Source organism: Streptomyces sp. NA04227 (assembly GCF_013364195.1).
Classification (GTDB): Bacteria; Actinomycetota; Actinomycetes; order Streptomycetales; family Streptomycetaceae; genus Streptomyces.
Window position 1 is genome coordinate 3,879,544 of the sequence record NZ_CP054918.1, and the last position, 21,973, is coordinate 3,901,516.

The window sequence follows — 21,973 nt, forward strand, 5'->3', positions numbered from 1 at the left end:
ATGTCAGAGCTGACCCTGACGGTCATGCGGCTGGGTTTCCTGGCCGTACTGTGGCTGTTCGTGATCGTGGCCGTACAGGTCATCCGCAGCGACCTGTTCGGCACGCGCGTCACCCAGCGCGGGTCCGCCCGCCGGGAGGCGCGGCCGCAGCAGGCCCCGCGCCAGCCGATGCCCGCGCAACAGCAGCAGCCGCGCCAGCAGAGCGGCGGCCGCCAGCGGCGCGGGGCGCCGACCAAGCTGGTCGTCTCGGAGGGATCGCTGACGGGCACCACGGTCGCGCTCCAGGGGCAGACGATCACTCTGGGCCGGGCCCACGATTCGACGATCGTGCTGGACGACGACTACGCGTCCAGCAGGCATGCCAGGATCTACCCGGACCAGAGCGGGCAGTGGATCGTGGAGGACCTCGGTTCGACGAACGGCACCTATCTGGACCGGTCGCGGCTGACGACGCCGACACCGGTCCCGCTGGGGGCGCCGATCCGCATCGGCAAGACCGTCATCGAGCTGCGGAAGTAATACGCCAATGAACGAGCGGAGCGAGCGAAGGGACGCGGGCCGGGCCGGAACATGGCGGGGCGGCGTACTTTCGACCGGAGGGTGGGCAGTGTGGCTCGAGGAGAACCGCTGCAGTCCGAGCCGACGGGCGAGGTGGACATGAGTCTGTCACTGCGCTTCGCCGCCGGATCGCACAAGGGAATGATCCGCGAGGGCAACGAGGACTCCGGCTACGCCGGGCCGCGGCTGCTCGCGATCGCCGACGGCATGGGCGGCCAGGCCGCGGGCGAGGTGGCCTCTTCCGAGGTGATCTCGACGCTGGTCACGCTGGACGACGACGTGCCGGGCTCGGACATCCTGACCTCGCTGGGCACCGCGGTGCAGCGGGCCAACGACCAGTTGCGCCTGATGGTCGACGAGGACCCGCAGCTGGAGGGCATGGGCACCACGCTCACCGCGCTGCTGTGGACGGGCCAGCGGCTCGGCCTGGTGCACGTCGGCGACTCCCGGGCGTATCTGCTGCGCGACGGTGTGCTGACCCAGATCACCCAGGACCACACCTGGGTGCAGCGGCTCGTCGACGAGGGCCGGATCACCGAGGAGGAGGCCACCACGCACCCGCAGCGCTCGCTGCTGATGCGTGCGCTCGGCAGCGGCGACCACGTGGAGCCGGACCTGTCGATCCGCGAGGTGCGCGCCGGTGACCGGTACCTGATCTGTTCCGACGGTCTGTCGGGTGTGGTCAGCCATCAGACGATGGAGGACACCCTCGCCAGCTACCAGGGCCCGCAGGAGACCGTGCAGGAGCTGATCCAGCTCGCGCTGCGCGGCGGCGGCCCCGACAACATCACCGTGATCGTCGCCGACGTCCTCGACATCGACAGCGGCGACACCCTGGCCGCGCAGCTCAGCGACACCCCCGTGGTGGTCGGCGCGGTCGCCGAGAACCAGCACCAGGCGCACGACAACGGCGCCATGCAGACCCCCGCGGGCCGCGCCTCCGGCCTCGGCCGGGCACCCGAACCCCCGCCCGCGGGCGGCGAGTTCGGACCGCCGGGCAGCGGCGAAGGGGGACCGGGGTACGCACCAGAGGGGGGCTTCGGCGCGCTCGCGGCCGACTCTCCCGACAAGGGCCGCGCCCGCAGACGCTGGCTCAAGCCCTCGCTGTACACGGGTCTCGCGCTCGCCGTCGTGGCGGGCGCTCTGTACGGCGGCTACCACTGGACGCAGACGCAGTACTACGTCGGCGCCAAGGACGGGCACGTCGCCCTGTACCAGGGCATCAGCCAGGATCTGGCCTGGGTGAGCCTGTCGGAGGTCCAGAAGGACCACCCCGAGATCGAACTCAAGTACCTCCCGCCGTACCAGCAGAAGCTGGTCGAGGAGACGATCACGGAGGACGGCCTCGACCAGGCCAACGACAAGATCGACGAGCTGGCGAGGCAGGCCACGGCCTGCCGCAAGGACGAGGAGCGGCGCGCCGCCGAGCGGGAGCAGCAGGAGCAGAAGCCCCCGAACAGCGAGGAGGGCAACCCCACCGCGCCGCCGAAGTCGACCACGAAGCCGGGCGACAAGCCGACGGACAAGCCCACCGATTCGCCCTCGCCCACGCCCAAGCCGGGGCCCACTCTCTCCGAGGAAGAGAAGTCCCTGGTAGAGCGGTGCGGCAAGAAGTGAGCAGCTGAGGGGCCCTGGGCACACCATGAGCAGTTCGACCTCCAACTCGAGCACCACCAACACGTCGACGATCGGCGCGATCGGTACGCCGAGCCGCCGTAACACCGAGCTCGCGCTCCTGGTGTTCGCCGTCGTCATCCCGGTGTTCGCGTTCATCAACACCGGCCTCGCCGTGAACGACAAGGTGCCGCCGGGTCTGGTCGCCTACGGGTTCGGCTTCGCCGCGCTCGCGGGCGTCGCGCACCTGGTCGTGCGCCGCTTCGCGCCGTATGCCGATCCGCTGCTGCTGCCGCTGGCGACCCTGCTGAACGGGCTGGGTCTGGTGGCCATCTGGCGCCTGGACCAGTCCGAGCTGCTGCAGGACATCAAGCAGGCGGGCACCGCCACGCCCCGGCAGCTGATGTACACGGCGATGGGTATCGCGCTGTTCATCGCGGTGCTGCTGTTCCTCAAGGACCACCGCGTTCTGCAGCGCTACACGTACATCTCGATGCTGGCCGCGCTGTTCCTGCTGCTGCTGCCGCTGGTGCCGGGTCTCGGGCAGAACATCTACGGCGCCAAGATCTGGATCTCGGTGGCCGGGTTCTCCATCCAGCCCGGTGAGTTCGCGAAGATCGCGCTCGCGGTGTTCTTCGCGGGCTATCTGATGGTCAAGCGGGACGCGCTCGCGCTGGCCAGCCGCCGTCTGATGGGCCTCTACCTGCCGCGCGGCCGCGACCTCGGACCGATCCTGGTGGTCTGGGGCATGTCGATCCTCATCCTGATCTTCGAGACCGACCTCGGTACCTCGCTGCTGTTCTTCGGCATGTTCGTGATCATGCTGTACGTCGCCACCGAGCGGACCAGCTGGATCGTGTTCGGTCTGCTGATGTCCGCGGTCGGCGCCGTCGGTGTGGCCTCCTTCGAGCCGCACATCCAGCAGCGCGTGGACGCCTGGCTCGACCCGATGCGCGAGTACACGCTGAGCCAGGAAGGCGTCCCCGGTCACTCCGAGCAGGCCATGCAGGCGCTGTGGGCCTTCGGCAGCGGCGGCACCCTCGGCTCCGGCTGGGGCCAGGGCCACTCCGAGCTGATCCGGTTCGCCGCGAACTCCGACTTCATCCTGGCCACCTTCGGCGAGGAACTCGGGCTCGCCGGAGTGATGGCGATCCTGCTGCTCTACGCGCTGATCGTGGAACGCGGCATCCGTACCGCGCTCGCCGCCCGCGACCCGTTCGGCAAGCTGCTCGCCGTCGGCCTGTCCGGCGCCTTCGCCCTCCAGGTCTTCGTCGTCGCGGGCGGCGTCATGGGCCTGATCCCGCTGACCGGTATGACCATGCCGTTCCTCGCGTACGGAGGTTCCTCGGTCATCGCCAACTGGGCCCTGATCGGGATCCTGATCCGGATCAGCGACACGGCACGGCGCCCGGCGCCGTCGCCCGCCCCCAACCCCGACGCCGAGATGACCCAGGTGGTGCGACCGTGAACAAGCCTCTGCGCCGGATCGCGATCTTCTGCGGTCTGCTCATCCTCGCCCTGCTGGTCAGGGACAACTGGCTGCAGTACGTCTCCGCCGAGGAGCTGCGTACGCACGAGAAGAACCGCCGGGTCGCGATCGAGCGGTATGCCGCGCCGCGCGGCAACATCGTGGTCGACGGCAAGGCGATCACCGGTTCCGCCAAGACCTCCGCGGGCGACCTCGACTACAAGCGCACCTACCAGGACGGCGCGATGTGGGCGCCGGTCACCGGCTACGCCTCGCAGGCCTACGGCGCAACCCAGCTGGAGAGCATCGAGGACGGCATCCTCACCGGAAACGACGACCGGCTCTTCTTCCGCCGCACGCTCGACATGATCACCGGCAAGAAGAAGGAAGGCGGCAACGTCGTCACCACCCTCAACGCGGAGGCCCAGAAGAAGGCCTTCGAGGGGCTCGGCGACAAGAAGGGCGCGGTCGCCGCGATCGACCCGGAGACCGGCGCGATCCTGGCGCTCGCCTCCACGCCCTCCTACGACCCGTCCGACTTCGCCGGGGGCTCCAAGGACGACGCCGACGCCTGGAAGCGGCTCACCAAGGACCCGAACAAGCCGATGCTGAACCGGGCCCTGCGCGAGACCTACCCGCCCGGCTCGACCTTCAAGGTGGTCACCGCCGCCGCGGCCCTCGAACACGGTCTGTACACCGACCCGGACGAGAAGACGAAGACGCCGCTGCCGTGGATCATGCCCGGCACCACGCGCCCGCTGAAGAACGAGGGCAACCTGCCCTGCAAGGACGCGACGCTGATGAAGGCGCTCGAAGTGTCCTGCAACACCGTCTTCGGCAAGGTCGGCTACAACCTCGGCAACGACAAGATGCTGGAGACCTCGGAGAAGTTCGGCTTCAACGAGGAGCAGTTCGTCCCGGTGCGGTCCAATGCCTCGCACTTCTCGGACGGCATGAACGACTCGCAGGTAGCGCTGTCGTCGATCGGCCAGTTCAACACGGCGGCGACCCCGCTGCAGATGGCGATGGTGGCCTCCGCGGTCGCCAACGACGGCAAGCTGATGAAGCCGTACATGGTCAGTGATCTGCAGGCGCCCAACCTCGATGTGGTCGAGAAGACCGACACCGAGGTGCTGAGCCAGCCGCTGTCCGAGCCCAACGCCCAGAAGCTGCAGTCGATGATGGAGAACGTCGTCGAGAACGGCACCGGCCGGGCGGCGCAGATCGACGGCGTCACCGTCGGCGGCAAGACGGGTACCGCACAGCACGGCCTCAACAACAAGGAAAAGCCGTACGCCTGGTTCATCTCGTACGCCAAGACGGACAACGGCTCCCCGGTCGCCGTCGCCGTGGTGGTCGAGGACTCCAACGCGGAGCGCGAGGACACCTGTGGTGGCTGTCTGGCGGCGCCCATCGCCAAGGACGTCATGCAGGCGGTGCTCGACAGCAAGGAGTGAGAGTCGTCACGGCCTCGCGCGCCGGGACGGCAACTCCTGTACCGGTCCGGTATCAGGTCTCGGCAACCGGTCGGGGCAGGTAGCGCACGCCGGGTACGGTATGCGCGGGCAGCACACCGCCGGGCCGCGCAGAGCGTGCGGCCGGGACCGACGGAGAGGGCTGGATTAGCTATGGAAGAGCCGCGTCGCCTCGGCGGCCGGTACGAGCTGGGCCAGGTGCTCGGCCGTGGTGGCATGGCCGAGGTCCACCTCGCCCACGACACCCGGCTCGGCCGCACCGTGGCGGTGAAGACGCTGCGTGCGGACCTCGCCCGCGACCCGTCGTTCCAGGCCCGGTTCCGCCGGGAGGCCCAGTCGGCCGCCTCGCTCAACCACCCCGCGATCGTGGCGGTGTACGACACGGGCGAGGACTACATCGACCAGGTCTCCATCCCGTACATCGTGATGGAGTACGTCGACGGCTCCACGCTGCGTGAGCTTCTTCACTCGGGCCGCAAGCTGCTGCCCGAGCGCGCCATGGAGATGACGATCGGCATCCTCCAGGCCCTGGAGTACTCGCACCGCAACGGCATCGTGCACCGCGACATCAAACCGGCCAACGTCATGCTGACGCGCACCGGCCAGGTCAAGGTCATGGACTTCGGTATCGCCCGCGCCATGGGCGACGCCGGGATGACGATGACCCAGACCGCCGCGGTGATCGGCACCGCCCAGTACCTCTCCCCGGAGCAGGCCAAGGGCGAGACCGTCGACGCGCGCAGCGACCTGTACTCCACCGGCTGCCTGCTCTACGAGCTGCTGACCGTCCGGCCGCCGTTCGTCGGCGACTCCCCGGTCGCGGTCGCCTATCAGCACGTACGCGAAGAGGCGCAGCCGCCGAGCGTGTACGACCCCGAGATCACGCCCGAGATGGACGCCATCGTCCTCAAGGCCCTGGTCAAGGACCCCGACTACCGCTACCAGTCGGCCGACGACATGCGCATCGACATCGAGGCGTGCCTGGACGGCCAGCCGGTGGCGGCCGCCGCGGGCCTCGGCGCCGCCGGATACGCGGGCGGTCACCCCGACGACCAGCAGACCCAGATGCTGCGCCCGCAGAACGGCGGCCCGCAGACCTCGATGCTGCCCCCGATAAACCCGGACGACGGCGGCTACGGCTACGACGACCGCCACGACCGCCGCCGCCAGCGCCGCGGCAGCACCTCCACTGTGCTGCTCGTGGTCGCGGGGCTGCTCGTCCTGGTCGGCGCGATCCTGATCGGCAAGTGGGCGTTCAGCGACGCGAACAACACGGGGGGCTCGTTCGAGGTGCCGGTGTTCGTGGATGAGTCGTACGAGGACGCCCAGAAGCTCGCCAAGAACCGCGAGCTGACTCTGGACCCCGTCAGGAAGCCTTGCAAGGAGCAGCCCAAGGGCTTCGTCTGCGCACAGGACCCCGGGGTCGGCAGCAAGGTCAACAAGGGCGACCGGATCTCGGTCACGGTGTCTACGGGGGCGCCGAAGGTGGCTGTGCCCAACGTCATAGGCGATGACATCGAGGATGCCTCGACAAAGCTCGAAGGCAAGAAGTTCCGCGTCAGCGTCGAGAAGAAGGAATCGAGCCAGACTCCGGGCGAGGTGCTGGACCAGGACCCCACTCCCGGCACCGAGAAGGAAGCGGGCAGCACCATCACGCTGACCGTCGCCGAGGAGAAGAAGCAGAGCACCGTCCCGGACGTGAGCAGCACCCAGAGCCTGGACTGCGCGCAGGCCACCAAGCAGTTGGAGGCCAACGACCTGGTGGCGGAGTGCGTCGAGGAGGAGAACGCGGCCGTCGCCGTGGGCAAGGTCTTCGCCCAGAGCCTGCCGGCCAACAGCCCGGCCGACCCCGGCTCCGTGATCACCCTCAAGGTCGCCAAGGCGGCCGCGCAGATCGCCGTCCCGGCCGACCTCGCGGGCAAGAGCGTCAAGGACGCCTCGAAGCAGCTCACCGACCTGGGCCTGGTCCCGGCCTTCCAGGGCCCGGACAACCCCAACGCTGTGGTCATGGCCAGCAACCCGCCCGGCGGGACGCAGCTGAACAAGGGCGACACGGTCACCCTGATCACGGTCGGCGGAGGCGGCGGCGACGGCGGTGGTGACGGCGGCTTCATCGGCGGAGGCGACGGCGACTTCTAGCCGCGACTCCGAGTCCGCGCCGCGACCGCGCCGCTGAGTGGAGAGCGCCGAGACGAGAACGGGGAAGTCCCCGGTGCCCTGAGAGGGCGCCGGGGACTTCTGTTTGGGGAGGTACGGGGGCCTGTGCTTGGTGAGGCTTTCCGGTAGCGGGACGGGTTGGGGCTTTGCCCGGGGGAGGCTTTCGGGCAGCGAGAAGCCTTCGGAATTTCGGGTGGGAAGCGCTCGGGGGGCGGGCGGAAGGCCCTGGGAGGCTGTGCGGGAAGTCCCTCGCGGGCCCTCAGCGGAGCTCCTTCGGCTCCGTCCGCTCCGCGTCCACCTTTTCCGTACGGACCAGTTCGCCCCAGACCACGTACCGGTACTGGGAGGTGAAGACCGGTGTGCAGGTGGTCAGGGTGATGTAGCGGCCGGGCTTCTTCTTGCCGGATTCCTTGGGGACGGGGTCGAGTACCTGGACGTTGAACTTCGAGGTCTCCGGGAGGACGGCGTAGACCTTGTAGATGTACCAGAGGTCCCTGGACTCGAAGACGATCGGGTCGCCCTTGTCGATCTTGTCGATCTTGTGGAACTTGGCGCCGTGGCCGTCGCGGTGGGCGGCGAGGGAGAAGTTGCCCTTGGCGTCCTGGGGGAGGGCCGACTTCACGGGGTCCGTGTAGTAGCCCGCGACGCCGTCGTTGAGCATCTTGTTGGAGGTGCCCTTCTTCACCAGGATCTCGCTGCCACTCATCGCCGGGACGTGCAGGAAGCCGATGCCGCCCTCCGTGTCCAGGCTGCCGGGGCCGGTGTCCTTCTGTTCGGCCCATTGGTCGCGCACCTTGTCGCTCTGGCGCGCGGCCTCCTTGTTGGCGATGACGTTCGTCCACCACAGCGAGTAGACGACGAACAGGCCGAGCACCACACCCGCGGTGATGAGGAGTTCGCCGAAGACGCCGACGGCTGTGGCGAAGGCGCCACGGCGGGGGCTCGAACCGGTCCTGGAGCGGGGGCGGTTGCGGCGATCACGGCGGTCACGGCGGTCACGGCGGTCACGGCGGTTGGGAGCGTGACGGCCGGGTTCCTGACGGGCGGGTTCCTGACGGGCGGACTCGTGACGGGCGGGTTCGTGAGGGCCGTCCGCCGCCGTTTCGCCGTCTGCCGCCGTTTCGCCGTCCGCTATTTCGGCGTCGGCCGCTTCGCCGTCGGCTGCCTCGACAGGCCGTTCCGCGTCGCCCTGCCCGGGGTCCTGCTCCTGCCGGCCGGCTTGCTCACGGTCTTGCCCGGAGTTCCGCTCGTGCTCCTGGTCCGGCCGGGGCCGCTCCTCGTCACCACTGCTGGCTGCCACTGATCTGCCTCTGCCCGTCGTCTCAACTGCCTCGGCCGTGCACGTCCGTTGGGGCCACCCCGTGGGGCCCCGGTACCCCGGTCGTCAGCCGACGAGCGCGTCGGGCTTGCCCTTGCTGCGCGGCCGCTCCTCGACCATCTTCCCCCAGACGATCATCCGATACGTACTGGTGAATTCCGGAGTACAGGTCGTCAGTGTGATGTACCGGCCGGGCTTGGTGAAACCCGACCCGTTCGGGACAGGTGCGATCACCGAGGTGTTGCTCGGCGGGGTCTGCCGCAGGATGCTCGCCATCTTGTAGACGAAGTACTTGTCCTGGGTCTCGACGACGATCGGGTCGCCCGGTTCGAGGCGGTTGATGTAGCGGAACGGTTCGCCGTGCGTATTGCGGTGACCGGCCACCGAGAAGTTGCCCTTGGCGTCCTCGGGCATGGCCGTCTGGATGGTGCCCTCGCCGCCGTAGTGGCCGACCATGCCCCGGTCGAGCACCTTCTTCTTGCTGATGCCCTCGGCGATGGGCACCTCGACGTCGAGCTTCGGGATGTACATGATCGCGAAGCCCTGGCCGGGCTCGAAGGTGTCCGGGCGCCGCTTGCCCTCGGCCCAGCCCTCCTTGAGGTCCTCGCGCTCGCCCCGCGCCTGTGCCTGGGCCCTTATGTTCGTCCACCAGAGCTGGTACGTGACGAAGAGCAGCATCACCACGCCCAGCGTGATGAAGAACTCGCCGATCGCCCGGCTCGCGACCACCGAGGGGCTGGGCTTACGCGCCTTCGCCGCGCGCCGGGCGGCCACCCTGCTGAGCGGCGCCCCGCCGTTCTCCGACTCCTCTGCCGTGCCGGTGCCTTCGTCCTCCGCCGCGGAGCCCCCGCCGCGCTGCTTGGCCGCCTTGCGCCGTGCGGCCCGGCCGCCCACCGCGTCGGAGATCGCCGAGACGCGTCGCCGGACCTCGCCGGTCCGCAGCGCCATGGTCTCGTCGTGCCGTGGCTGCGGTACGGCGGGCGGTGCGGCGCGCCCGGCCCCGGTCACCGCCGGGCCGTCGGGGTCGTCGGGGTCCTCGTTCAGGAAGATGCCGTGCGGGGCGACGCGCAGGCCCACCGTCTCGTCGTCCCGTGCGGGCGCTCTACGGCGTCCTGTGGGGCGCACATCGTCCGACGGCACCGGGACATCCGTCGCCCCCGTCCCGGGCGCCTGGGGCGGCTTCCTGCGCCGTCCCCTGCCGCTGGTCGTACGGCCGTCCGGCGGGACGGCTCCTCCGGTAGCACCCGCACCCGGGCCTTGCGCGGGGCCCGCGGCCGGACCTTGAGCGGCGCCCGCACCTTCGCCCGCGCCCGCTTGCGCACCCCCGGACCCGCCCGCGCCCGCCTGCCCGCCCGCCGAGCTGCGGAACCACGGCGAGGGGTGACTGCCGCCCGGCAGCGGGTCGTTGAGGGGGTCGTCGAGTCGCTCCACGGCGGCCGCGAAGGAGCCGGTGTCCTGGAAGGCGCCGGGGTCCCGGAGGGCTCCCGGGTCCTCGTGCGCACCGGCGCCCTCGTACGTACCGGCACCCTCGTACGGCTGCCCGTACGAGGCCCGTTCGTCGCGGGGCGAGCCGGGGCCCGAGCCCTCCTCGTCACGCCCGGGACGCGGCGCGGTCACGCCGAGGCCCTGCCCACCACGGGCGCGAGCCCGGCCGAGCGTGCCACCGCCCGCCCGTCGCCGCACTCGTTCAGCCAGTTGGCGAGCATCCGGTGGCCGTGTTCGGTGAGTACCGACTCGGGGTGGAACTGCACGCCCTCGACGGCCAGTTCACGGTGCCGCAGGCCCATGATGATCCCGTCCTCGGTACGCGCGGTGACCTCCAGCTCGGCGGGGAGGGTGTCCGGCTCGGCGGCCAGCGAGTGATAGCGGGTGGCCGTGAAGGGCGAGGGCAGTCCGGCGAAGACGCCGCGCCCTTCGTGCCGTACCGGCGAGGTCTTGCCGTGCAGCAGCTCCGGCGCGCGGTCCACGACACCGCCGTAGGCGACCATCATCGACTGCATGCCGAGGCAGACGCCGAAGACGGGGAGGGCGGTCGCGGCGCAGTGCCGGACCATGTCGATACAGACGCCGGCGTGCTCGGGGGTGCCCGGGCCCGGCGACAGCAGTACGCCGTCGAAGCCCGCCTCGCTCCCGGCCCCGCCCGACGCGCGCGCTACCGCGTGTGCCGTGGTCACCTCGTCGTTGCGCACCACTTCGCACTCGGCGCCCAACTGGTACAGGTACTGCACGAGGTTGAAGACGAAGCTGTCGTAGTTGTCCACGACGAGAATGCGGGCGGGCCGGTTCTCGATCCTCCGGCCGGACCCGGCGCCGTCCGCGCCGCCTGTTCCGCCGGCGCCTTCGCTCCGTACGTTCCCGATCTCCGCCATCACAGGGCCGCCCTTCCGGTGGGAACCATCCCCTCGTCGACAGTGACGTCGTTGAAGGGCAGCAGCGGTTCCGCCCACGGGAAGATGTGCTGGAACAGCAGGTAAATGACGAGGAATACCAGGAGCAGCGACAACAGGGCCTTCACCCACGCGTTGCCCGGCAGATGCCGCCAGATCCAGCCGTACATGCCGTCCCCACTTGTCCTGTCCGAGCCCGGCGCCACAGGACCCCCCGGGCCCTCGACCGTCCGCTCTGCGTCCGCTGTGTGCTCGCTCTTCGTCGTGCGCGCTGCGCTCCGTCAGTCCCACCCCGAGCGCCAAGTCGTTCAGGACCAGACTACGGGGACGCGACAGCACTAGGTTGCCGCCTGGACAAACCCCATCTCCATGCCTCTCGTCACACCAGTCCCTCGTTCGAGGGGCGCACGGGGCGCACTGAAGGCCGTTCACGCGAGGGCTTGTTCGGGGCTGGAGACTTGTTCGGGCACATGTTCCACGTGAAACGTCCGTCGGGACGGCCCGAGGGGGCGGCCGGGTGGCCGAACCGTCCCTGCCCCCGTCGCCTCGCGTCAGTCGGTGGGCTCGGCGTGGTGGAGGTCGACCGTTCCCGCGTAGCCGGGCAGTTTCACGGTGCCGTCGTCCTGGACGTCCCAGCCGAGGCCGTAGGCGTTGACGTAGAGCATGTAGTTCTGGATCTCGGGGGAGTCGGAGAGCGCCTGCTTCAGTTTGTCCGGGTCGCCGACGGCGGTGACCTTGTACGGCGGCGAGTAGACGCGGCCCTGGAGGATCAGGGTGTTGCCGACGCAGCGGACGGCGCTGGTCGAGATCAGCCGCTGGTCCATGACCTTGATGCCGCGGGCGCCGCCCTGCCAGAGGGCGTTCACCACGGCCTGGAGGTCCTGCTGGTGGATCACGAGGTCGTTGGGCTGCGGGTCCGGGTAGCCGGGGAGCTTCGCGGTGGCGTCCGGCGGGGCGTCGTCGAGGGTCACGGTGACGGCCCTGCCGCGCAGTGCGCTGGTGCCGGCGGCCTTCTCCAGACCGGCCAGTTTCCGTTCCTCGGCGTCGGTGCTGCCGTCGTCGCGGTCCGCGAGCGAGTCCACGTCCTCGCGCAGCCCCGCGTTGCTCTCGTCGAGCTGGCCGTTCTTGCGGCTGCGCTCCTGGATCAGGTCGGACAGCTTCAGGAGCGAGGCGTCGGTACGGATGTTGGTGCCCTTGGCCGTGTTGAAGCTGGTGAAGAAGAGCAGCCCGGCGAGGGCGAAGACGGCGGCGGTGAGCAGGCGCACAGGGTGTCCGCCCAGCCACTTTCGGCGGCCCGGCCCTCGCTGTGCGTGTGCGTTCTCGTTCCCGCTGTGGCCGGGGCTGGTGCCCGGGCCGGTGGAGTCGGCAGAATGGCTCAACGGACCCTTACTCCTAACGGCGCCGAGGAAGCACTACGCTAACGGACGCTCGGGGGAGCACTCAGTGTCCCCTCAGTGTCCGCTTGTACGCTGCCTCTTCAGCCCCGGCCACGGTCCCGTGCACGGGCATCACGGCAGCGCATCGACAGGAGAGACCCTCGTGCCGAAGTCACGCATCCGCAAGAAGGACGATTACACGCCGCCCCCGGCGAAGCAGGCGAAGCAGCCGACGAGCATCAAGCTGACCAACCGCAGTTGGGTGGCGCCGGTGATGCTTGCCCTCTTCCTCATCGGCCTGGCCTGGATCGTCGTCTTCTACGTGACCGACACCAAGCTCCCGATCGAGTCGCTGGGCAACTTCAACATCCTCGTAGGCTTCGCGTTCATCGCCGCGGGGTTCGGCGTCTCCACTCAGTGGAAGTAGCGCCGGACTCCGGCGCATCGAGAGGCGTACCCGGAACCGGGTGCGCCTCTCAGCCGTGCCCCGCCACCAGTGCGGCCCCCACGGCTTCCGCGGCTCCCTGACCGCTCTGTCCTCCCCGGACCGGCCCCGACCGCCCCGACCGCAGTACCCGTGCGCCGATGCACCGATTCGTTCGATTCGGTCCGTCCCGCTCCGCGGAGCGGGTAAGGTTGTACCTCCCTCAAGTGAGCGCGTCCCCGACGACGCGGGGCTCATCCGGACGCGTGTATCCCGTCCGGCCCTCGTGTGGACGCCGTTTCTCCCCCAGGTTGCCGAGAAGTTATCCACAAGGCTGTCCACATGGGGAAAAGGTCTGAAGATCTGTGGATAACCACTGAGCGGTTGACGCCGGTGTGACAGACCTACCGGCATCCGGATCCCTGTTCGACCCTTGCCTCTCCTGGGAAAACGCAGGTCAGAGCCGGGTCCGCGACAGCGCCCCCACCACATGCACAAGCACGGCCACACGCTGTGGACAACTTGCGAAGACCTGGGCAGACCAGTGGATCGAACACCTGCTCGATTCTCTGCGCGAGCGGCTCTTCGCCCGGCCCTCGTCGAGCCAAGCGGAACGCCCGCGGAAGAGACGGACCGGGCTCAGACGAGCGCGGCCGTACGCAGCACCACGACCAGCACACTGACGGCCAGTACCGCGGCGCAGGTCGCCGACTGCACCAGCGTCCGCCGCCCGGCCGGGGCGTGCACCATCCCGTACGCGAGGGCCGCGCCCGCGACCAGTCCGCCGACGTGGGCCTGCCAGGCGATGTTGGGGACGGCGAAGGTGAAGACCAGGTTGATCGCGAGCAGGATGAGGACCGGCCGCATGTCGTAGCGCAGCCGCCGCATCAGTACCGCCGTCGCCCCCAGCAGCCCGAACACCGCGCCCGAGGCGCCGAGCGAGACGTCCTGCGGGGCCATGAGCAGGTAGGAGAGCGCGCTGCCCGCGAGGCCCGAGAGCAGGTAGAGGCTCAGGTAGCGGATCCGGCCGAGGGCTTCCTCCAGGGGGCCGCCGAGCCACCACAAGCTGAGCATGTTGAAGGCGAGGTGCCAGGGCGCCTCGTGCACGAAGTTCGCCGTGAACAGGCGGTACCACTCGCCCGCGGCCACGCCCTCGATGGGGTCGTAGGCGCCGGAGGGGAACTGATCGGTCCCGGGCCAGCCGCCGACCAGGACGGTGTGCTCGTAGACGGAACCGCCCGCGTGCACGGCCAGGAACATCGCGAGGTTGACCGCGATCAGCAGCTTGGTGAGCAGGCGCGGATCGGCGGTGAGGACGCCGCCCGCCAGATTGCGCGGCCGGACCGCGCTCGCCGAACGGCCGCTGCTGCCCTGCCGCACACAGTCCGGGCACTGGAACCCGACCGAGGCGTCGATCATGCACTCCGGACAGATGGGCCGCTCGCAGCGCACACAGCGGATCCCGGTCTCGCGGTCCGGGTGGCGGTAGCAGCCGGGCACCGACTGCCCCTCGTCCGGCCACTGGCCCTGCCCCCGGCCCGGCGTCTGATCCATCTCGGCAGCCTCGATCCCTACTACGTGCTCACGGCGCGGCCCCGGAAAAAGAAACCGCCCCGCCCTTCCTGACGGACGGGCGGGGCACAAGGTTCCCGGGTGCCCTCCTGGGCCCCGGAAAGCCACGAGCCTCGGCGGCCCCGACACGTCGGGAACCGCGGTGCTCCGGCCGCCGGCGATCCGGGCGGCCCGTGTCGGCGTCCGGCTCAGCGGCTCTCGATGACGACCGACTCGATGACGACGTCCTTGACCGGACGGTCGGTGCGCGGGTTGGTCTGCACGGCCGCGATCTCGTCCACGACCTTGCGGCCCGCGTCGCCGGTGACCTTGCCGAAGATGGTGTGCTTGCGGTTCAGCCAGGTGGTGGCGCTGACCGTGACGAAGAACTGCGAGCCGTTGGTGCCCGGGCCCGCGTTGGCCATCGCCAGCAGGTACGGCTCGGAGAAGGACAGGTCCGGGTGGAACTCGTCCTCGAACTCGTAGCCGGGGCCGCCGGTGCCGTTGCCCAGCGGGTCGCCGCCCTGGATCATGAAGCCGCTGATCACACGGTGGAAGACCGTCCCGTCGTACAGCTTCTCGGTGGTCTTGGCACCGGTCTCCGGGTTGGTCCACTCACGCTGACCCTGGGCCAGCTCGACGAAGTTCTTGACCGTCTTCGGCGCGTGGTTCGCGTACAGCTCGACTTCGATGTCGCCGTGATTGGTCTTCAGGGTGGCGTAAAGCTTCTCGGCCACGATCTGCCTTCCGTTGTCCTTTGTGACCCCCTGATCCTCGCACGGACCGCGCACCGGGATGCCTGGCCACCACCTCGCGGCCGCCCGCATGGCCCGCGGCCGCGAGGAATACGCCCGCCTGCCGAGCCGGAACACCCCGTCCGGGAGGCGATTTAGTGGCATCGTCGGAACCGGAACCGGGACACTCACCCCCATTCGCCCCTTACTGCCTTGGCGCCTTCCGCCCCGCCTGCCGTACCGGTTCCGCCGTGACCCGGATGCCCGTGCGCGCATGCCGCCCCGGCGCCGGACAGGCATGATCCCCAAGGGGATGGAAAGGCGAAAAGGTACGCCACCGAGGAGGAGGTTCTCGTGAACCGCATGGACAGCGTGCGCGCCGCTACCGGTTCGGCGAAGGGCAGCGTGCTGCACGCCGCGGAAGTGGTGGCGCCCTACGCCGACACGGCCAAGGACCGGGCAGCCCACTACGCCCAGGAAGCACGCGTACGGCTCGCCCCCAGGGTCGCGCTCGCCGCGGACCAGGCCCGTGTCCAGTACGACGCCCACGTCGCTCCGCGTCTGGAGCAGGCCAAACAGCATGTACCGCCGAAGGTCGACGCCGCGGCCCACGAAGCCGCGGCTCGTACCCGCAAGGCGGCCCGGGAGGCGGCGATCGCCTCCCGTCCGCACATCGAGCACGCGCGGGCCGCGGCCCAGCCCGTGCGCGAGGAGGCCGCCGCCCGTAGCGTGGCCGCGGTCGCCGCACTGCGCGGACAGGTCTCGGCCAAGGACATCGAGCGGCTGGCGCGCAGGAAGCGCCGCCGGGGCCGGATGTCCGGAGCCCTCAAGGGCTTCACGATGGTCGGGCTGCTCGCGGGCGGCGCCTTCGCCGCCTGGAAGTGGTGGGACAAGCAGGCCAACCCCGACTGGCTGGTCGAGCCGCCCGCCGCCACCGAGGTCCGTGACCCGGGCGCTCCGCTCACCGCGGTCGACGGCAGCCGGGGCTCGGGCCTGGACCCCGAGGTCCAGGCCAAGCAGGCCGAACAAGACGCCGAGGACCAGGCCGGTCACACCGACCGCTCCGGGTCGTCCCGTCGCGAGAAGCCGGAGTAGGGCAGGGCGCACCGGCCGGGCGGCCACGGAAGGGGCCGACGGCGGCCGCATTCATCGCCGTCGGACTCGTCCGGGCCCGCGGTCTCGCGAACTCGCCTCCACGTAGGGGGTCGTGAACTCGCCTCCACACAGAGGGTCGTGAACGCGAAGACCGTGAACGCCCGGCACCGGCACAGCAGTTGTGCAGGACGTAGCACCGAACAGCGCGGGAGGCCACACCGGCCCCCCGCGCTGTTTCACGTGGAACCATCGGCCCCGGCGCCCGACCGCTCGGTTCTCCGGCGGATCAGCGCGCGCCGGGCCGTACGGTCGATCATCCTGAGGCCACGGGACCGGCCGAGCGGGCGCAGCGCCTGCTGGGCCGAGGCCGCCCAGGGCTGGCGGAGGGCGCCGAGTACCGCGAAGCGGGTGCCGGAGCCCTCGGGGACCGCCGCCATACCGCCGACCACGTAGCGGCTCTGCATCAGGCACCAGCCCGGCTGGAGCAGGACGTCGAAGCGGGCGGAGTGCCCGAACGGGCCGTAGGCCATGCCCAGTTGGCGGCCGGTGACGCTCGGGTGGCAGTGGAAGGCGCGCAAGGTCGGGATCAGGTGCGGGAGTTCGCCCTCCAGGTCGCCGGCGATGGCCCAGACCTCGGATACCGGCAGGTCCAGATGGGCTTCCGCGTACATACCCGCATGCAGTCCCGCTGCCATGACGCGCAGACGCCGGACCGCATCGAGTCCGGCCGACGGCCAGTTGGTGTTCATCGCGGCCATGCCTTTCGGAAGCTGTGGCGGGCCCGGTGCAGCCGGGACTTCATCGTGCCCGAGGTGATGTTGAGGACGGTGCTCGCCGATCGCTCGTCCAGACCCTCCAGCTCGCGCAGGACCAGGACCGCGCGGTGCTCGCTGGACATGCGCCGCAGGACGTCGTGCACATCCACGGCCAGTTCGGGACTGCGCGGCCAGGCGATGTCGTCGAACTCGCACACCGGAGTCTCGCGTTCGGTCCGGCGGGCTACCCGTACGGCCTCCCGTACGGTGATCGTCCGCACCCAGGCGTACAGGGCCTGGGGGTCCCGGAGCCGGGGCAGGCCCTGGAACACGGCGATCAGTGCCTCCTGTACGGCATCCGCGCTGTGGTCGAGCGCGATCGGCCTGCACAGGCGGCTCACGTAGGGGGTGAGCAGGCCGAGGAGGTCGTTGAGCGCGATCGCGTCTCCGGACTGGGCGGCCTTCACCAGGGGTGCCGCCGCGGCCCACGGGGAATCCTCCGCCGCGGCCTGCTGGGCCGGGGCTGGGTCCCGTCGCGGGACGGCTGGGACCGGTCGGGGGGTGTCTGGGACCGGGGTAGCTGGGGCCTGTCGGGGGGCGGCGACCTGTCGCAGGGCGCCCGCTTGGGCGGTTTTCATCTGCCGTTGTCCTCCCTTGCTCGTCGACGCTCCGGCGGCACCAAGGCGGCGTCGGTGTGGGAGCTTCGGTGGAAAGAGGGCCCCCAGCGGCCCGGTACTCCCAGCAGTTCGCGAACTGGCCTGAAGTGATGTGGAAGAGCCGGGAGTGCACCGGCCGGAATCCGCCTCTACATGGACGTCGCAGGTGACCGCCGCGTGGTCCGGCCCCGGAACGCGTGGCACCGCCCGCAAAGGAGGCCAGGGACGTGGCGGAAAATTTGAACGTTGAAGTGCGCACCGATCGGGGACGGGTGTCCGGCCGGATCGAGTCCGTCGGCGATCGGCTGGTGGCCGTCTTCCGCGGGATCCCCTACGCCGAGCCGCCCTTCGGTGCCCTGCGGTTCGCCGCGCCGGAACCGGCCGGGGCCTGGGACGGCGTCCGCCCGGCCGTGGACTTCGGGCCGCCGGTGCCGAGTTGCGACCGGATGAACCCGGCGAACTCACCGGCGGGTACGGCGGATCCGGCGCCGGACTGCCTGACCGTCAATGTGTGGTCGCCGGAAGTCGGCGCGACGGGGCTGCCGGTGATGGTGTGGTTCCACGGCGGCTCCTATGTCTTCGGGCACGCGGGCGACCCGGTGTACGACGGGGGTCCGATGGCCGCGGAGGGCGTGGTCATGGTGACGTTCAACTACCGCGTCGGCATGGAGGGGTTCGGGTATCTCGCCGGAGCGCCCGCCAACCGGGGCCTGCTCGACCAGGTCGCGGCGCTGCGCTGGGTCCGGCGGAACATCGCGAAGTTCGGCGGCGATCCGGAGCGGGTGACCGTGTTCGGCGAGTCCGCGGGGGCCGGATCGATCGCGGCGCTCCTTGCCTCGGAGCAGGTGGCGGGACTGCTGCGCCGTGCGGTGCTGCAGAGCGTGCCGGGGCTGTACTTCACGCCCGCGCTCGGGGCCGATGTGGCCGCCGTGGTGGCGGCGCGGCTGGGGCTGCCCGCGACGGCGGAAGCACTGCGGGCAGCGGATCCGGCGGAGTTGGTACGGGCCGGGGAGGAGGCCTTCGCGAAGCGGGCCGAACAGGCGGACCGCTGGGGTGTGCTGGCCCACGCGGAGACCGTGCTCGCGCCGGTCGTGGACGGTTCGCTGCCCGCCCGCACCCCGTGGGAGGCTCTCGCGCGCGGCGCCGCCTCGGGGGTCGACGTGATGCTCGGCTGGAACCGCGAGGAGTACCGGCTGTTCATGGCCAAGCGGGGCGAGTTCGGCACAGTGGACGCGGCCCTGGCGACGCGGGCGCTGAGCGTCTTCGGCCGGTCGGCGGGCGGCGAACGCGCCTACCGGGAGGCCTATCCCGGGCTCGGCGCGGAGGAACTGTACGAGCGGGTGTGCTCGGACTGGATGTGCCGCGTCCCCACGCTCGACCTGCTGGAGGCCCGCGCACAGGCGGACGGACGGACCTTCGGCTACGAACTGCGCTGGCCCGCGCCGGTGGCGGGCGGTGCGCTCGGCGCCTGCCATGGACTCGACGTCCCGCTGGTCCTCGGCACCCTGGACTCCCCCGTCGCACGGCAGCTGCTCGGCCCCGAACCCGGCCCGGAGACAAGGGAGTTGTCCCGCCGGATGCGCGGCGCCTGGGTACGGTTCGCCGACACCGGGGATCCGGGCTGGCCCGCGTACGGAGTGCGGGATCGACGGACGAAGGTCTTCGACCGGAGCGACGGGCTGGCCGTGGATCCGCTTCGGGCGTCCCGCGAAATGTGGAAAGGATCAGTCTTCGGAGTTCTGGATCTGGCACCCGGGGTGTAGGAATCCATGGGCGCCCGCGGGGAGTTCGGTGCGGTCGCACGAAACCGGCACCGAGGAAGGCGCAGGTTGTTGACCTTTTCCTTACCCGCGGGTTTTAGGGAATCGGTGCCTCCGTTCTCAGACCTCCCGGATTTCTGAGACCGGTGCTAGGCTCGCCGACGGTGTGCGTGTGCTTTTTGAATTCGCCATCGACGGGGGCTGTTCGTGATTTTGCGTTCTTCCAGAAACGTCCGAAGTTGTGGGCCGCATCTGAAATCGCGTCATTGCGGCAAGGAATCTGACCGGTGACGGGGGCCGGCAGTACATGTACCTGGGTCGATCCGGATCTGCTGGCCCGCCTGGTGCACGGGGCACAGCGCGGTGACGCCCTGGCGATGGACGAGTTGCTGGGGCTGCTGACCCCGTACGTGGGGCGGATCTGCGGGCCGGTGGCGCTCCAGGACGGGGCGGACGCGGCACAGGAGGCGCTCATCGCGGTCTTCCGCAGCATTCGCCAACTCAAGGAGCCCACCGCCTTGTTCGGCTGGGTGCGGGCGATCGCGCTGCGCGAGGCACTGAAGTTCGCCGGGCAGCGCCGCAACCGGCCCACGGTGCCCATGGAGTGGGAGGAGGCGCCCGTCTCCGGGGACCTCCAGCTTGCCTCCGACATCGCCGACGCCCTGCACCGCCTGGCGCCCGAGCACCGGGCCGTCCTGATGCTCCGCCATGTCGAGGGGCTCAGCGAACAGGAGGTCTCCGCCTTGCTCGACATCCCGGTGGGCACGGTCAGATCGCGGCTGTTCCGTGCCCGGCAGTCATTCCGTTCGGCCTGGGGCTGACCGGGCCGCGGCCAGGTCGCCGAGGCGGTCGAGCATCCGCTCGGCCCGCCGCGCGGACAACGGGGCACGCATCCGGTCGAGCAGCTCGCCGCCGGGCACGCGCAGGCTGGTGTAGAAGGCGAACCGGCAGCCGTCGCCGTCCGCCGTGGCGGCCATGCCGCTGGTCAGCCGATCGCTCTGCATCAGACACCAGCCGGGGCGCAGCACGACGTCGAAGTGCTCCCGGTAGCCGAGGGGGCCCGCCGCCCGGCCCGACAGCCGCTCGCCGGAGGAGGACGTCACCGCGAAGGAGCGCAACCCGCCGACGATGCGCGGGAGTTCGTTCTCCAGGTCCGAGGCGACGGCCCACAGCTGCTCGAAGGGCACCTCGAAGCGGCGCTCGGCGTACGCGGCGTGTTTGGCGACGGACGCCATGACCTTCAGTCTGCGCACCGAGTCGAGTTTGGCCGTCGGCCAACTGTCCTGCACCGAACCGGTCATGGCGGCAACTCCCTCTACGTCCTACTGGAATGGAGCGTCGCACCGTCCACCGGGATGGTCAAGGCCCGGCAAAGGGCAGGGTGTCGGGGGCCCGGGTGACGGACGGAACGCCCGCGCCGGGCCCCGCCCACGGCCGCGTACGCGGTGCGGGCCGGGGGCGAGATTCGCCTCGCGGGGAGTACATCGCCGCCGCGCCGCCTCTTGGTATCCGAGGGGCGGGGATTGCCACTGCCCCCCGCCCCGCCGGACATGTTCGGCGAGGCATATGCGCGCTTGCCGCCGCACCCTCGTACGATCCGGCGGAATCCGGCGAACCGGGCAGGGCATTCTCCGGGTACCGGCCGGTAATTCGAGCGCCGTTCCTTTTCCATATCACCAGCGACGGACGGGAAAAAGAGCATCGTGCATTCCAGTGACACGCTTCCCGAGACGCTTCTCGAACCACTTCCCGGGATACTCCCCATTCTTCCCCGCGCCTTTTCGAGGCAGGGTCCGCGTATTCCGGGAATGGGATTCGCGGTGGCCTCGGTCCACGAGGGCCCGCCGGTCACCGTCACCGACGAGGAGCGGCGCCTGGCCCGGACGATGCCGCAGCCGCGCAGGGGCGACTTCCTGATCGGACGCAGCGCGCTGCACCGTGCCGTGCGGGCGGCCGGGCTCACCGCGGGCGCCGTACTGCGCGACGGGCCCCGGCCCCGGCTGCCCGAGGGGCTCGCGGCGTCGATCAGCCACTCCCGGGGGGTCGCCGTCGCCCTCGCCGGGGCGGCCGACAGGTTCCCGGCCCTCGGTGTCGACCTGGAGCTCACGGACCTGCCCGTACGCGCCGCCCACCTGGTACTGCGCGAGCCCGAGCACGCGCTGCTCGGCCCGGCCCGCACCGCGCCCAAGCGGCTGCTCGCCCTCTACTCCGCCAAGGAGGCCGCCTTCAAGGCGCTCAGCCCGCTCCTGGGACCCGAGTTGCGCGGACTGCGCGACCTACGGCTGACACCGGACGGGGACGGATTCCTGGCGCGGGCCCTCGTGTGCCCGGGGCCCCGGGTGCGGGTGACCGTGCGGCACCTGGCCGGGGGCGGGGTCCTGTGCTGGGCGCTGCCGGAGGACTGAAGCGGCTTTTTGTCCTGCGTTTTGTCCCGCGTTCCCGAACGTTCGCCGTCGAACGTTCCCCGTCGGACGTTTTCTGCCGAACGATCTCGGCCGGAAGTCCTCCTTCTCGGTTTCCCTTCCGCCTCTCTGTATTTCTCCCCACCCCATCCCCGCCCCTTCCCCTCCCTTCCTTCACCCCTTCCCCTCGTTCCCCTCGTTCCCCTCGTTGCTCTCCTTCCCCTCGATCGACGGAGGTCGATT

20 protein-coding genes are annotated in these 21,973 nt (G+C 70.3%); 10 read left to right on the plus strand and 10 right to left on the minus strand.

Annotated elements, in window-relative coordinates; translation table 11 throughout:
* The 5 genes from HUT18_RS16485 (at position 1) to pknB (ending at position 7,254) form a co-directional block, all read left to right on the plus strand.
* Positions 1-519, plus strand: a complete 519-nt coding sequence (locus tag HUT18_RS16485) for an FHA domain-containing protein (protein WP_176101408.1) — start codon at positions 1-3, stop codon at positions 517-519.
* 138 nt (positions 520-657) lie between these two features.
* Positions 658-2,175: a Stp1/IreP family PP2C-type Ser/Thr phosphatase gene (locus tag HUT18_RS16490; protein WP_176104582.1), complete on the plus strand. Its 1,518-nt coding sequence runs from the start codon at positions 658-660 to the stop codon at positions 2,173-2,175.
* 25 nt (positions 2,176-2,200) lie between these two features.
* Positions 2,201-3,640: an FtsW/RodA/SpoVE family cell cycle protein gene (locus HUT18_RS16495; RefSeq protein ID WP_176101409.1), complete on the plus strand. Its 1,440-nt coding sequence runs from the start codon at positions 2,201-2,203 to the stop codon at positions 3,638-3,640.
* The gene (locus HUT18_RS16500) at positions 3,637-5,097 is read left to right on the plus strand and encodes a penicillin-binding protein 2 (protein WP_176101410.1); all 1,461 of its coding nucleotides are present in this window, start codon (positions 3,637-3,639) and stop codon (positions 5,095-5,097) included. Before HUT18_RS16495 ends, HUT18_RS16500 begins: the two co-directional genes overlap by 4 nt.
* 171 nt (positions 5,098-5,268) lie before the next feature.
* On the plus strand, positions 5,269-7,254 hold the full coding sequence (pknB, locus tag HUT18_RS16505) for a Stk1 family PASTA domain-containing Ser/Thr kinase (RefSeq protein ID WP_176101411.1): 1,986 nt from the start codon (positions 5,269-5,271) through the stop codon (positions 7,252-7,254).
* Between the two features lie 277 nt (positions 7,255-7,531).
* Here pknB and HUT18_RS16510 read toward each other — a convergent pair whose 3' ends face one another.
* From HUT18_RS16510 to HUT18_RS16530, 5 genes are all read right to left on the minus strand, one after another.
* The gene (locus HUT18_RS16510; protein ID WP_176104583.1) at positions 7,532-8,407 is read right to left on the minus strand and encodes a class E sortase; all 876 of its coding nucleotides are present in this window, start codon (positions 8,405-8,407) and stop codon (positions 7,532-7,534) included.
* Between the two features lie 249 nt (positions 8,408-8,656).
* Complete coding sequence (locus HUT18_RS16515; RefSeq protein ID WP_254879027.1) at positions 8,657-10,021, minus strand: class E sortase; 1,365 nt, start codon at positions 10,019-10,021, stop codon at positions 8,657-8,659.
* Positions 10,022-10,203: 182 nt separating this feature from the next.
* Complete coding sequence (locus HUT18_RS16520; RefSeq protein ID WP_254878640.1) at positions 10,204-10,959, minus strand: aminodeoxychorismate/anthranilate synthase component II; 756 nt, start codon at positions 10,957-10,959, stop codon at positions 10,204-10,206.
* Positions 10,959-11,147, minus strand: coding sequence for a hypothetical protein (locus tag HUT18_RS16525; RefSeq protein WP_176101413.1), 189 nt, complete (start codon positions 11,145-11,147; stop codon positions 10,959-10,961). The genes HUT18_RS16520 and HUT18_RS16525 overlap by 1 nt, the downstream gene beginning before the upstream one ends.
* A 381-nt stretch (positions 11,148-11,528) precedes the next feature.
* Positions 11,529-12,356, minus strand: coding sequence for a DUF881 domain-containing protein (locus HUT18_RS16530; RefSeq protein ID WP_176101414.1), 828 nt, complete (start codon positions 12,354-12,356; stop codon positions 11,529-11,531).
* Between the two features lie 160 nt (positions 12,357-12,516).
* Between HUT18_RS16530 and crgA the strand changes: the two genes are divergently transcribed.
* Complete coding sequence (gene crgA, locus HUT18_RS16535; RefSeq protein ID WP_176101415.1) at positions 12,517-12,780, plus strand: cell division protein CrgA; 264 nt, start codon at positions 12,517-12,519, stop codon at positions 12,778-12,780.
* 636 nt (positions 12,781-13,416) lie between these two features.
* On the opposite strand, the gene HUT18_RS16540 is transcribed toward crgA, so the two are convergent.
* Together HUT18_RS16540 and HUT18_RS16545 are read right to left on the minus strand one after the other, a co-directional pair.
* Positions 13,417-14,331, minus strand: a complete 915-nt coding sequence (locus HUT18_RS16540) for a rhomboid family intramembrane serine protease (protein WP_176101416.1) — start codon at positions 14,329-14,331, stop codon at positions 13,417-13,419.
* A 206-nt stretch (positions 14,332-14,537) separates the two neighbouring features.
* Positions 14,538-15,065: a peptidylprolyl isomerase gene (locus tag HUT18_RS16545; RefSeq protein WP_176101417.1), complete on the minus strand. Its 528-nt coding sequence runs from the start codon at positions 15,063-15,065 to the stop codon at positions 14,538-14,540.
* Positions 15,066-15,416: 351 nt separating this feature from the next.
* Here HUT18_RS16545 and HUT18_RS16550 point away from each other — a divergent pair, with 351 nt between their 5' ends.
* The gene (locus HUT18_RS16550) at positions 15,417-16,157 is read left to right on the plus strand and encodes a DUF5324 family protein (RefSeq protein WP_176101418.1); all 741 of its coding nucleotides are present in this window, start codon (positions 15,417-15,419) and stop codon (positions 16,155-16,157) included.
* 236 nt (positions 16,158-16,393) lie between these two features.
* Here the strand turns inward: HUT18_RS16550 and HUT18_RS16555 are convergent, their stop codons facing one another.
* Together HUT18_RS16555 and HUT18_RS16560 are read right to left on the minus strand one after the other, a co-directional pair.
* A complete protein-coding gene (locus HUT18_RS16555) occupies positions 16,394-16,906 on the minus strand; it encodes a hypothetical protein (RefSeq protein WP_176101419.1) in 513 nt (170 codons plus the stop codon).
* Complete coding sequence (locus HUT18_RS16560) at positions 16,903-17,379, minus strand: RNA polymerase sigma factor (RefSeq protein ID WP_368661531.1); 477 nt, start codon at positions 17,377-17,379, stop codon at positions 16,903-16,905. The genes HUT18_RS16555 and HUT18_RS16560 overlap by 4 nt, the downstream gene beginning before the upstream one ends.
* Positions 17,380-17,795: 416 nt before the next feature.
* Here HUT18_RS16560 and HUT18_RS16565 point away from each other — a divergent pair, with 416 nt between their 5' ends.
* Both HUT18_RS16565 and HUT18_RS16570 read left to right on the plus strand, forming a co-directional pair.
* On the plus strand, positions 17,796-19,331 hold the full coding sequence (locus tag HUT18_RS16565; protein ID WP_176101421.1) for a carboxylesterase/lipase family protein: 1,536 nt from the start codon (positions 17,796-17,798) through the stop codon (positions 19,329-19,331).
* A gap of 284 nt (positions 19,332-19,615) precedes the next feature.
* A complete protein-coding gene (locus HUT18_RS16570; protein ID WP_254878641.1) occupies positions 19,616-20,149 on the plus strand; it encodes an RNA polymerase sigma factor in 534 nt (177 codons plus the stop codon).
* Here HUT18_RS16570 and HUT18_RS16575 read toward each other — a convergent pair.
* Positions 20,126-20,629, minus strand: a complete 504-nt coding sequence (locus HUT18_RS16575) for a hypothetical protein (protein WP_176101422.1) — start codon at positions 20,627-20,629, stop codon at positions 20,126-20,128. The two genes, HUT18_RS16570 and HUT18_RS16575, sit on opposite strands and share 24 nt — an antisense overlap.
* Positions 20,630-21,136: 507 nt before the next feature.
* Here HUT18_RS16575 and HUT18_RS16580 point away from each other — a divergent pair.
* A complete protein-coding gene (locus HUT18_RS16580; RefSeq protein ID WP_176101423.1) occupies positions 21,137-21,733 on the plus strand; it encodes a 4'-phosphopantetheinyl transferase superfamily protein in 597 nt (198 codons plus the stop codon).
* Positions 21,734-21,973: the final 240 nt, after the last annotated feature.